Origin of the sequence: Cesiribacter sp. SM1 (genome assembly GCF_020178975.1) — a bacterium.
GTDB lineage: Bacteria > Bacteroidota > Bacteroidia > Cytophagales > Cyclobacteriaceae > Cesiribacter.
Genome location: NZ_JAHXBU010000093.1, coordinates 539,866 through 552,577, shown reverse-complemented (window position 1 = coordinate 552,577; position 12,712 = coordinate 539,866). Strand labels below are relative to the sequence as shown.

9 protein-coding genes are annotated in these 12,712 nt (G+C 45.4%); all 9 read right to left on the bottom strand.

Annotation, left to right across the window (positions count from 1 at the left end; genetic code table 11):
• Positions 1–73: 73 nt before the first annotated feature.
• The 9 genes from KWJ01_RS24165 to KWJ01_RS24125 all read right to left on the bottom strand — a co-directional run bounded on the left by KWJ01_RS24165 (position 74) and on the right by KWJ01_RS24125 (position 12,711).
• A complete protein-coding gene (locus KWJ01_RS24165) occupies positions 74–1,294 on the bottom strand; it encodes a glycosyltransferase (RefSeq protein ID WP_224999700.1) in 1,221 nt (406 codons plus the stop codon).
• Positions 1,291–2,466: a glycosyltransferase gene (locus KWJ01_RS24160; RefSeq protein ID WP_224999699.1), complete on the bottom strand. Its 1,176-nt coding sequence runs from the start codon at positions 2,464–2,466 to the stop codon at positions 1,291–1,293. Before KWJ01_RS24160 ends, KWJ01_RS24165 begins: the two co-directional genes overlap by 4 nt.
• A 49-nt stretch (positions 2,467–2,515) precedes the next feature.
• Positions 2,516–3,709 (bottom strand): glycosyltransferase, encoded by a 1,194-nt coding sequence (locus KWJ01_RS24155; protein ID WP_224999698.1) that lies wholly within the window; start codon positions 3,707–3,709, stop codon positions 2,516–2,518.
• Complete coding sequence (locus KWJ01_RS24150) at positions 3,681–4,787, bottom strand: glycosyltransferase (protein ID WP_224999697.1); 1,107 nt, start codon at positions 4,785–4,787, stop codon at positions 3,681–3,683. Before KWJ01_RS24150 ends, KWJ01_RS24155 begins: the two co-directional genes overlap by 29 nt.
• 43 nt (positions 4,788–4,830) lie before the next feature.
• A complete protein-coding gene (locus tag KWJ01_RS24145; protein WP_224999696.1) occupies positions 4,831–6,348 on the bottom strand; it encodes a hypothetical protein in 1,518 nt (505 codons plus the stop codon).
• Between the two features lie 203 nt (positions 6,349–6,551).
• Positions 6,552–7,580, bottom strand: a complete 1,029-nt coding sequence (locus KWJ01_RS24140; protein ID WP_224999695.1) for a glycosyltransferase — start codon at positions 7,578–7,580, stop codon at positions 6,552–6,554.
• A gap of 102 nt (positions 7,581–7,682) precedes the next feature.
• Positions 7,683–8,840, bottom strand: coding sequence for a glycosyltransferase family 4 protein (locus tag KWJ01_RS24135; RefSeq protein ID WP_224999694.1), 1,158 nt, complete (start codon positions 8,838–8,840; stop codon positions 7,683–7,685).
• A 17-nt stretch (positions 8,841–8,857) separates the two neighbouring features.
• The gene (locus KWJ01_RS24130; RefSeq protein WP_224999693.1) at positions 8,858–10,255 is read right to left on the bottom strand and encodes a lipopolysaccharide biosynthesis protein; all 1,398 of its coding nucleotides are present in this window, start codon (positions 10,253–10,255) and stop codon (positions 8,858–8,860) included.
• A gap of 68 nt (positions 10,256–10,323) precedes the next feature.
• Entirely contained in the window at positions 10,324–12,711 is a 2,388-nt protein-coding gene (locus KWJ01_RS24125; RefSeq protein ID WP_224999692.1) for a tyrosine-protein kinase, read from the bottom strand.
• Between the last annotated feature and the right edge of the window lies 1 nt (position 12,712).

The window sequence follows — 12,712 nt, the reverse complement described above, 5'->3', positions numbered from 1 at the left end:
CAGAATGATTGTAGTCTATACATTGATATTTATCATTTTGAGGAGCATCCTAAACAAAGCAGGGGGTGGGTTGCTATAAAAGAGGCTTTAGCTTTTGCAGAAAATGCCTTGCTGCTTTACCATTACTGAATTTCTGCTCATAGGTATGGAAGGCATTTTTTCCCATGATCAGTTTTTCTGCAGGTGATTTATGTATCCATTTTGATAACATATCTACCGTACCCTCCAGAGAGTCTGGTGCTACCATACCTCCACCACCAGCCATGATCTCTCTCCATATGTTCACCTGATTTGAAATAAGTACAGGTTTTCCGCATGCCATTGCTTCCACTACAGCTATGCCAAAATTTTCCTGGTGACTTGGTAATACAAAAACATCACTTCCATAAAAAGCACCCCACTTGGCATCTCCCTGCAACATGCCAGTAAAAAAAATAGAGTTCTGCAATAGGGAGGTTCTGGAGGCAAGCAACTGCATTTTTTTACCATAAGTTGTATCCAGGCCAGGACCCGCAATTACAAGTTTTGGTATTTTCTGCTGTTGCTTGTACATCTCTCCCAGCAGGGTGGCATAAGCACTTATTAACAGGTTTACGCCTTTTTTTTCATGAATTCTGCTTAGAAATAGAATGTAAGGCTCATGCGCTAGTTCAGGGTGCTTTTGAATAAAGGCAGCTTTCATAGCCTGTGTATAAGCCGGAGGCGCCGCAACACCATAGCCTACATTTATTTCCTGCTTGGGGGAGTAAGGCTTGAATGGTTCCCTGGCAAGCTGGAGTTCTTCTTCGCAGGTAAAAAGCAGTGCATCGGCTTTATTCACCACCTTACCCTCTATTAACTTCCAGTACACAATATTGCGAAGTGCTTTTATTTTGCGATCCGGAGATTTTTGAAAGTAAGGATCCAGCATGCCATGAGGCATGATAAAAAACCTTGGAATTTTGCCTGCATTTTGCTTTTGTGCCTCAGCTTGCTTCCTGAACAGTTCTATGGCCTGTAAAACAGCATAGCTTGGGTACAACCAGAGGCCATGTACAATCACAGCATCGAAACGGGCAAAATTATTCAGGAGCCAGGGAACAAGCTTTGGATTATAATACCAGGGCCCTGTGCCTAAACCAAGGGCATGTACCGGAAATTCATCACCATTAAGATAAGGAGCGGCAGGATCATCCAGGCTCACCACCTCATTATCAACCCCCAGCTTCTTCAGTTCCGGTATAGAGTTTCGCAAACCCTGACAAGGTCCCCCTGAAGTTGGCGTCATGTTGGCGATAACACGAAGCATTTTCATGACACAGCCGCATTTTGCATAATACTATGATAGATATCTTCAATCTTATCCAAAGCTAGTCTGGTATCAAATCGCTTTGCATTTAGCAAGCCCGCCTCAATAGCTGTTTGCCGTGCTTCAGGAGTGAGCTTTACCACCTGATCAACCACCTTGGCTACTGCCAGAGCCCATGCTTCTGCCTTAAAATCTATGTAGGGCCGGCGTGGTATCAAAAAGCCTGCCTTGCCTGCTATATCTTTCATGGGCTCTTCGTTGGTGGTTATTACCGGACAACCCATTGCCATGGCTTCTGCAATTGGCCAGCCAAAGCCCTCGGCCAGGGAAGGGAATATAAACACTGTTGCTCCTGCATAAGCAAGCTGTACAGAACGGTCTGGTAGCCCGCTAAGAAAATGTATATCTGCTTTGAAGGGAGACTTGGCCCGCATCTTTATGATTGCATCGCTGGGAGGCAGGCCAACCAGAAGTAGCGGAAGCTGCACGCCACTTAACATACGCCATGCATTGTAGATTTCAATTACGCCAGTTCGGTTTTTGTACCACTGATTACCGCCAACATGCAGGAGGTATCCATATGAGAGTGTAATTCCGGTTTCGTTCTCAAGCAGGGATCTTGCCTGCTCCGTGTCTATTTGTTCCAGCCTTTGGTTAAATCCGTTATACACCACTTCAGAACCCTGTGGAAAAACCGGAAGAAACTGATGCAGATCGTCTCTGGTTTTATTTGAACCAGAAATAAAGAATTGTCCCCTTGAGTAGCCACGACGTATCAGGCTTTGATAGTGACGGCCGGTCCAGCTGATAGGATTTTCAGGAATCTGCCCTAATGCTGAAAACTGTGCTAAAAAATCATGGCAATGGATCACGTGGGGCCTGTCTGCAACCAGGGGTACCCAGGGGCCCAGCGCCTGATCAGTAAACACAAACAGGGTATCGGGTGAGCATTTTTTCAGCCGCTTTCGTACCTCTTCGGGAAACACTACAAACTGGTCGATGTAGCCCAGCCACTTTTTCATGCCTGCCGGAAAAGGCACCTGAAAAAAGCGGGGGTGTGGCGACCAAAGTTCTACCTGATGGCCCCGTTCTTTCATACCAGCAGATAACATCAGTGCAAAGCGAGGCATGCTTTTCGAGTTCAGGAAAGATGGATGGGTAAAAAATACCAAATTCATAGTTGACGGGTAATGGGGAGGTTTAGGCTAAAGAAAACAGGCGTTATCTTTATGCAGGCTGACATAGTGATTTTAACTCCTGCAGAAGAGCATATGCTGTGGCGTCTATTGAGTAGTCTGTGAGTTTTTGTAAAGCCCAGCCATACTCCCGGGGATAGGCCACCAACTCAGAAACACAAGCCGCTAGTTCCATTGCACTTCCTTCCTTAAACACCCTAAACCGCTCCCAACCTGCAAAATCCGCACTGCAGCCAACGGCATTGCTCACAATCACTCCACAACCTGCCTGTAGGGCTTCATTGGCTACCAATCCCCAGGTTTCGCCCTGCCTGCGGGAAGGCAAAACCAGTAAATCCATGCTCAGGTAGTGGCTTGTTAACTGCGATTGGTTTACAAAACCTGCAAAATGGCTCTTCACACCCAGTTGTTCACATGCGCCCTCTGCCAGACACTGCAGGTCTATTTCCATAGCCCCACTTCCCATAAAATACAGATGTATATTGCGGCGCATTTTATCCGGCAGGTATCTTAACATTTCAAATAAAATATCTGGATTTTTCTTAGCAATGAATTTACCTGAAAAGCCGATTACAAAAGCAGATGGAGCAACTCCTGCCTGGGCTCTGGCCAAATTACGTATTTGCTCCTTTTCTGTGTTTGTTAATCCAGAAAAACGATCTACAGTGCCATAACGGGCCGGTCTTAACTTTTTAAGGGAAATGCCATGCTTAAGGTAGTGGTACTTGTTAAGTTCACCTATATAAAAGGTTTTATCCAAACTGATGTAAGCTGTACGGTATACCAGCGAGCGCAACAGCGATTTTGTCTTTGAACGACTGCTGGCCTGATCCTGGGTTTCACAGCGCATCCACACGGGTATACCCTTGTAAATGGCTTGCATATAGGCTACCAGATCAAAGCGATAATTAAAACCGGTTAAGAGTATTGCAGCAGGCTTCAACCGTTTTATAATCTCGCTCACACCTTCTCCACTTAAAGATCCCCACCCCGATAGCGGGGTTCCCTTTTCGCTGTTAAGAATAGTGTAGGAGTAGCCAGAGAGCATAGGTTCATCCCAGGCCACGGTACAGCCAAATCCTTTATCTTCAAACCCACGCACTGAGCAGTCTGAAGCATAGACAACATGAACACATCCCGGATGAAGAGCCTCCAGTGCCTGCCATACAGGCACTCTGTACTGTACCGGATGCGAATCAAATACTAGTAGTTGTGGCGATTTCATAAAAAGGATGTGAAGACGTAGGTTTTCTAAAGTCTTTTAGGCTTAGTGATGCCTGAATAATGAGATTACAAATTGTTTCATTACCTACACCAAGTGCCTTTACCCTGCGCATACCTGCTTGCCTGATTTCTTCTCGCTGCGTATCATCTGCCAGCATTTTTTTACAAACTGCAGCACACTCCGCAGCATCTGCCCAAAAAAGGGCCTCTGTTCCTTCTGCGTACATCTCCAAATGTTCAGAAGTTCTTTCTGCACAGAGCAAGCCGCCTGCAAAAGGAATTTCCACAGATCTTCTGGTGTGTAAATCGCGGTTTCCTTTAGAGAGAAACCCGAGGCACAGCTTTGAACCCTGTATGGCAGCTACATAGGCGGGGCCATTCAGGGCACCTCCCCGGTAGTTAGGCTTAAGCTCTTTCCATAGGGGTGATTTCTCCCAGCGATGGCCCCAAATACTTACAGCTATGCCCTGCTGTTTGAGCGCTAACAAAAATTCATCCCGCTTTTCGCCGCGCATCCAGGTACCAATAAAGGCTACATCCGACTGGTAAATTGCAGGAATCTCTGAGCTGTCTGCAAAAGGTTTATGGGCTACTTCATCGTAAGACATCCGCACCAACAGCACCTTCTTTGCACCAAGTGCCTTGTATTCCTCAACATTTTCTTTACGCCTTACCACACAGAGATCATAGTAGGGAACTGACTGTAGCAGCATATCAAAACGGTTGCCATCCCGGCCTCCTGTTGGATCATCGTTGTTGTAGAGCACTACAGGACAGTTTAACTGCTTTAAGGCTACCAGGCACGCCGGCCCCAGCAACTCTCCGCTGTTTACTATAACCAGATCTGGCGATGGTATTGACGACAAGAGTTGCCCCATCCACCGCGACAACTGGGCCTGTACAAGCCTGTATCCTGTCCGGAAGTGTACAGGGTTCAGCCAGTGGGAGGACAGCAAACCTGTAATTGCCCCTGCGGGATTGTAACTCATCACCACATGGCCCATCCGCTCCAATGCTTTTGCACGGTGGGCAGTTGTAGAACCAGGGCTGCTGCTTCCAAAATAGAGAATTTTTGCCATCTGCTGGGGTACTGTTCTATATTGTTGTTATCAAAACTTCCGCTTATTGAAATGCTCTTCTTCTCCTGTGTCTTAGCAGCCCAACAGGTAACAGGCCTTTGTATAAACTACTCAGGAAGCGGGTGAGATGAAAAACAAGAAAATAGAGTAGCAGCATTTGAATGCTGCCTCTTATTAAAAATTCGAAAGGTTCTGTTACACTTTCAGCAGGCAGAAACATAAATACAGAGCTAAGCACCAACAGGCCGCAAAAACTAAAGACTGGCTCCTTACCTTTTCCTGCCACTGTGCCGGTTGCCTGTTTTACTAGCCTTAGCTTGTCAAAAACATAAAAAGAGCCTAACATACCTACGCCAAGAATAAGCAAATACCACAGGCCAAAGGCAGCCATGCCAGTGCCAGCAAAATGCCCTGTTTTATAGCCACCCAATACCACCGCTCCTGATCCTGCCTTATAATGCAGGTAATCTCCGAACGAATAGCTGATTACACTTTCTTTATCTACGTTTATTCCAAAAACATTTAGTACAGGCAAAGGAAGTGAAGCAAACAGGCGATCGATGGAAAAGTTGAATAGAGATGGATCCTGTTCGTTTATTTTAGAAGCCTCCACCAAACTGGCATCAATGTATTTGATGTTTGAAAACCTGGCCAGAAACATGTTATCCATATACTGTTCGTCCCATTCCCGCTCCTGTGTAATGCCTTCCAACCTATACCTCCGGATCGATTCCTTATCCTGAAAAGCTTCCAGTGTTAGGGAAATCAGCTCTGTTCTGCCAATCTCATCGCGTTGCCCACGCACAATCACCATTGCCGTGGCCAGATCGGCCAGAGGACCGGTAAAAAACCAAAGCCCTAAGGCTGCCAGAGCCAGGTTTCGTGCAGTAAACAGTCGTGTTCTTATTTTTCCAAGCAAGAGTGCCAGTATAAAGGTAAATCCAACAGAGGTGAAGCCTAACATAAAAGCTCCCCTGCTGTTGCGCCCTAGGCTTACTATAAAAAGAAGAATAGTGAAAATAATCAGCAGGGGTACAACTTTCTTCAGGTTAACCTCATGCTTTCCGTACAACTTGCTAAAAGGAATAAAAAATGGAGCATACGAAAAAGTAATAAGCCCCTGTACGAATTTATCTCCTGCACCTGATATCTGATGGCCAACAGAAGGAGAATAAAAATAAACATAAAACATTGCAGCCAGTCCCATAAAGCCCATTATCCAAAGCTGCAAATTTGTTGGGGTAATAAAGAACCCGGCCTTTATCAACAAGGAGCGGGGCCTTTTCAGATGTTTTCTGCTAAAGGAGCGATAGAGAACATGGGTAATCAACACCACCACAAATGCTGCAAGCGAGTGCACGAAAACCTCATAAGGGAGCTCCATGTTAAATATGATTGGTTTGCCCTCCAGCAGGGTAAACACTAATGGAAAGTAAAACTGTGTGGTGGCAAACCCCAGTACCAGAAAGCTGGAAATAGGATATGTGTTAAGTACTGGCAACTGAAGAAAGAACCTGGTAAACAAAAGCCAGACTATAAACACACACACTACCGCCACCATGTTTGGGAGGCTCCAGAAAAAAGCAAGCTGCAATACAGAAAACAGTATCAGCACAAGCCAGGACCCTCGTATAAAGCTCGACAAGAACCCTCCCTTATCAGGACTTTGCAACCTAGCCGCCTTAGAATCGGCTGTTGCTTTCCTAATCCTTGTAAGTGAATGGTTGTGATACATACCTAAGCTATGTTGTGTTGATGAATAATTTAAAAAGCTTTCAGAGCTCTCTTCACCAGCTGTTTGGTGTTGTGTTCAAACAAGCCCAGGTCGTACATCATGCTAAACCGAAGATGCTCAAGGCCCGGCCTGCGTTTCCATTGCTCGTATCTGCCAATGATAGCCTGGCTTAGTGTTTTTTCCCAGATCTCTGTAATGGCCTGTTGGGTATAAAGCCTGGCTTTTTCTTCTCCCTGCCGCACCAGTCTGGCATAGAGCTCCGGTTCATCACGCAGGCGTAACACAGCTGTTACAAATTCTTCAGGCGTAGTAACCATCAGGTAATCCTCACCGGGTGCACCAACCTCCCTATAGGCAGAGTCATATCCCCCTATAAAAGGTATTTGAGCATGCCAGGCATTAAAAAGCTTGCTGGCCGGTTTTAGATCATAAGATTTTTTTGAAAAACTTCTGATGCCAACCAGTACATCCACAGCACTGAGATCGTGCCAAAAACCGCTGGTAAGCAACACAAATTCGATGCCATGTGGCCTGAGTAGATTCTGCCAGCTGTTTTCGGGCCCCGCCAGATTTCCCTTAATGGGAGCCCCTGCATATGCCACCCTTGTTACTCCCTTACGGTTGGGGTTTCGCCTGATTAAGCCAGGCTGTACCCAATGTGGTATATAGGAGGCATTTGCAGTGCGCCTGTTTCCATTCTGAACAATGTGATACTGTGCCCATGGCCGGTGGGGATAATCAGCCTGTACACAAACAATAAACTCCTGTGCACTCCCTTTTACTTTTAGCAGCTGGCTGGAATGCACAATGTTTATACAACCTTCCTGCAGATGATTTGAACATTGCACGGACAGCTTTCCATGCTGCGCCAACAGGTAGTATGTTTGAAGGCACCAGCACAAATCTCCCCTGCCCCTGCTGAATACCTCTACCCGGTCATTTGGTGTTAGGGATAAAAACCCTTCCAATTCCGAGTCATTACATTCAATTACAAAATTGAACAGACCTTCATTGGTCTTAAGGTTTGTAGGAGATTTTAGATCTGCTGCACTTATCATTCTTGTGTATCTATATCAGAAAAGTCAAAAAAGGTATAATCTCTGATGATGCAGACCCGCTGTTAGCCTTCGCAGCTTTAATGCCCTCTACCCTTGATGCTTTTAAAGTGTCTTCATCATATTTACAAAGGCATTTCCATAGCTGTCCCAGCCTTTCATCGCTTTCACTCGTTCCAAAGCTGCCTCCGACATTCTGGCCTGCAGGGCTGGATCGTCGGCTATTTGCTGCAGGCGGTCACAGATTGCTTTTGGGGTGCGGATAGGAACAACAAAACCTTCTATGCCATCGGTAAATAAATCTTCGCAGCCAGTATGGCTTGTAGCTATTACCGGGCAGCCACAGGCAAGTGCCTCCCCCTGTACCATGGCCAGGCCCTCTTCAATACTCGACAGCACAAAAACATGGGCACTGCTATAAATCCGGGCTAGTTCGGCATTGGGTACTAAGCCCCTGAATTGTACTCCCTGCAAAGAGAATGATGAAAGTCTGCTTTTAACTTCGGCAGAGACAACTCCAACCACCACCAATTCTTTTTTAGGGTGTTTTAGCTGCTGAAATGCTTCCAATAAATCAAAAAAGCCTTTTCGAATACTCACACTGCCTACCCATAGGACCCTAAACCTGTCTGCTGGAGGATCTGTTACTTTATTGAAGCGTTCCAGGCGTGTACCGTAGGGAATTTTCACCAGTTTATCAGGTGGTACGCCTAACTTTATAAAGGATTGCCTTACATATTCAGATGGAATGGTGATCCTGTCGGCTAATGCATACTCCTCTTCTTCCTTCTGCATAATTCGAGGGTCTACTCCCTGAAAGCTAAGCCCCCAGCGCTTGTACTCTTCATTTAAGATCTGATTCTGATAGCGAATGTGTGAAGAGCCCCTGTCACAGATGTAGTAGCCGCCAGTTCTTTTTACCGCTTTACCGGCATTTAATCCACTACCGGAAAGTGCAATCAGGGTTGTAGGCTTTTTAATCTTAGCGGCTACGTGTCTGTCCAGGGTTTCATGTCCCCACCAGGCACATTCTTTACCCAGCCATTTCCAATCTGCCAATCCTAAGCGCCAGCGCGACATGTAGAAGGTTTGTAACCAGGGAAAAGTCTGAATTTTTTCAGGGGGAACACCCTGCTCATCGCGCAGTTTGAAACGGGGATAGCCGGTCCAGATACTATCCAGCAGCCCATGCTTTTCCATTTGCCTGGCGAGGTGAAAATGATGAAATCTCCCTATTGTAATCTGCGTTACGCTTGTGCTCATTTGTATTTAATTGTGTATTACACCTTTTGCTTTGCCTTACCCCCTAATGGTAGCAAGGTCCGTAGTTTACGCACAGCTGCTATAGCGGCTGTAGCCTCTTCTGCCAGACCGGGAATAAAAGCTTTCCAGGTATCGTTTGTGAGTTGCAGTGACCTGGTGAAAACATATGGAATCAACAATACATCTACCACCAGCGTGGAAAGCGCAGCGCCTTCCATGCCCTGAAAGTGGGCCAGAACAACACATGATAACAGGCTAAGGATTGTGGCGACCAGATATCGTTTAGCCAGACCTTCGTGCTGATTACAGGCCGAATGAACCACACTGCTCGTAATCCAGAGGGCATTAAAAGGAATGGGCAGCAGAAAAACCAATAACAGCTGCAGTGGAAGTGATATTGTTTTGCCTACCCATAATTCATACATATAAGGGCCTATTATGGCAAGAACCAGCACCCCAAAGCCTGCAGCCAATACCGATAAACCAACCCCTATGCGATGCAGCCTGGCGCTACTTACCATATCTCCGGAGCCAAACCTGTAGCTCAGTTCCGGCCAGATGGAATGCATGATCAAACTTATAACCTGGTTAACAGATCTCACCAAAGTTCTGGCAGTACCAAAAAGTGCTACGGCTGCAGGCCCTAACACAAACTGCACCACCAACAGATTTCCCTGAAAAAGCAGGGCGTTCCCCAAGGGAAATGCCTGAAAAGCTACTCCTTTTTTAAATAAATCTTTGAACCACTTCTTTTGAACATGCAACAATGAAAAATTTAACTCTGGCAAGGCTCGAAAACTTAACCACTGCAGCAACAGCAAATAAACAAGCAGAGAACAGAATGTTGCAAAGGCGATGTAATCGAACCTTGTGCTGAAGTTGAGCACCAAAAACAGAAGCAATAAAGATATCCAGGGCTTTAAGCTTGAAAGCAACATGCCCAGGTGCGCCTTTTGTGCTGCCCGGTACCTGCCACCGAATAATTCACCATAGAAAGAAACGAACACAGACATTACCAGCCAGATCATGGCAGCAGACAGCTCACGGTGCCTGCTGGATGATACCTTGAGAAAATCTTCCCAGGGAATAAAAGGGACCAGAGCCAGACTTAGCAAAAAGCCTGCAACCGCAATCCCTGTAATAAGTAAAAAGGTGGTAGAATAGAGACTTCGGGCTTTTGGAATATCTCCGGCAGCAACGGCCATGGTCATTTCATTTGACGCTACACTGCCAAAACCCAGGTTAGCCAGGGTTAACCAGGAAGGAAGTGAGCTAAGAACAAGCCATCTTCCGTAATCTTCCACGCCTACAAAGGCTAGTAACAAGGGAACCTGAACTAGGCGAATCAAAACATTGGAGATATTGCCCCAGGCTCCGGCCCCCATATTGCGCAGAAGACTAAGTTTAACTGACATTCGCAGGAAAAAAAGATTTAGTTGGGAAGGGGAAATTATAGACTGATTACCTGATTTCTGTGAAGTGTTTAGCTGGTTGCCAGTGCGGTTTTATCTTTATGACTGGCTTTACCATTTCCGTTTCCACTGCCGTAACCATAGCCATACCCGTATCCATAGCCATAGCCATAACCATAGCTGTTTTTACGTTTGGCATCATTGAGTACTATCATGGGGTGGCTGATCTTCTTTGTTTTATAGATATCCTCTACAATATCTAACTGCGCCTTATAGGTATAGCCATAGCGTACAATGTAGATGCACGAATCTACCAGGTGGGTTAGTGTAAATGCATCAGCCACCTGCCCTACCGGAGCTGTATCTATAAGGATATAGTCAAAGCGTTCTTTTAGTTCATCAAAAAAGGTAGTTACCCTCTGGCTAATCATCAACTCTGCCGGGTTTGGTGGTATGGGGCCAGAACCGATCAGGAAAAGACCCGATACACTCTGGGAGGGAATAATAACCTCATCAACAGTCATTTTGCCTGAAATAAGGTAATTTGTAATCCCGACTTCATTAGATAAGCCTAAGTCGTGCATAAGCTTAGGTTTGCGCAGGTCAAAGCTTAGAATTACTACTCTTTTTCCTATAAGCGCTAAGCTTGCACCCAAATTGATACTAAAGAATGTTTTGCCTTCGCCACTCATGCTGGAGGTAATAAGAATCACCTTGTTTTGCTTGCCTGCAGTTGCAAACTGCAGATTGGTACGAATAAGACGAAACATTTCCGCAATGGGCGTACGTTGTTTTTCGGTTACAGCCAGGGTATCACCCGATCCATTATGAATTACTTCTCCTAAAATTGGGGTATCGGTAGCATACTGCACATCTTTGATGATCTGCACCTTATCATTTAACATCTCTTTGATGTAAATGCCTGCAAAGGGTATGCATAAGCCCAGTAAAATGGCAATTACATAGGTTGTAGACTTTTTGGGGCTGATAGGATAATCATCCGGGGTTGCAGGATCTATAACCCGGGAACTGGAAATAGTAGCCGCCAGCGAAAGCCCGGATTCTTCCCGCTTCTGGAGCAAGTACAAATAAAGTGCTTCCTTGATACCCTGCTGCCTACCAATTTCCTGCAAATCGCGTTCTATGGTGGGCGCCTGCTGAATTTTTGAGCCAAACTGTTGTGATTTGTTCCGCAGGTTACGATGGGCAATCACAAGGCCGTTTTTGATATTTCGTAAGTTCTCCAGAATGTTCACCCGCAAGTTAGTCAGTTGTTCACTCATGTTCCTTACCAGTGGGTTGTTTGCCTCTGTAGTCCGCAGCATACGCTCCCTGTCAAGCTTCAGCTCGTTAAACCTGGTTATCAGCCCAAGCAAAGTAGCATCCTGAATAGACAAACTACTGGGCACCAGTTGAAATTCGTTACCCTGCTTTTGCAAATAATCTTCTATTGACTCCAGCACGTCTATCTGCACACCCAGGTCTGATAACTGCTTATTGTAATCGCTGGCCTGCTCCATGTAAAGGCGTACCTGCGAGCTTACATCTGTTACAGCGTTCTGTCGTTTATACTGTTCAACATCTTTTTCAACATCGGTTAGCTCGGTATTAAGATACCTTAAACGTTCATCTATAAAAGCTAGAGTATTGGAAGCTATCTGGTTTTTGTCTTCTACGGCTTCTTTGTTGTACACTTCAATAAGCTTATTCAGAATATCTCTTCCCTTTGTTCTTACTGCATCTGTTAAGCTTAGCGTTAGCACACTTGCCATTTTGTTTGATTGTGAAATGGTAAGTTTCTGGGCGTAGTTTTTTGCAAGCTTTTCTATGTTATGAAACTTCACCAGGATGGGTCCACTATAGCCTGGCTTGCTGTATTCTGCAGAAGCATGCACTGTGAATGTACCATAGGATTTTTTTACAGTTTCACCGAAATGATGCTTGCTGATAGTGCTTCCTGTTGCCGTTTCCTCTTCTATGCTAAACGAATTCTGGTTACTGATATGCAGCATAATGGTTTTTCCATAGGCCGAAGAGTCCAGTTCATTTACCACAATCTTAACTGGGTTGTCTGCACCATATACTTCTGTATCTCGGAAATGCCCCTGAACATAATAGCTTGTATGCAAGGACAACTCCGACAGCACCCTATGCATTAAGCTGTTTGACCGCAGGATCTCTATATCATTATCTATATTAGTGGTGGTTTTGAACATATCCAGTTCACTGAAAAGATCTCCACCAGAAAGATTTGCTGCATTCTTGTCGCTCTTAATCAGTATTTTACTTTCTATGTTGTACTCGGGCACTGCCTGCATCAGGTATACATAAGCAATGCCCAGTGAAACACTCACACCAATTAAAAACAGATACCAGTAACGCAGGTATGTTAATAGGGTAGCTTTCAGGTCTAACTCGCCATATTCTGTGCCACCACTGTAGTTTTCTCTTTCTGTCATA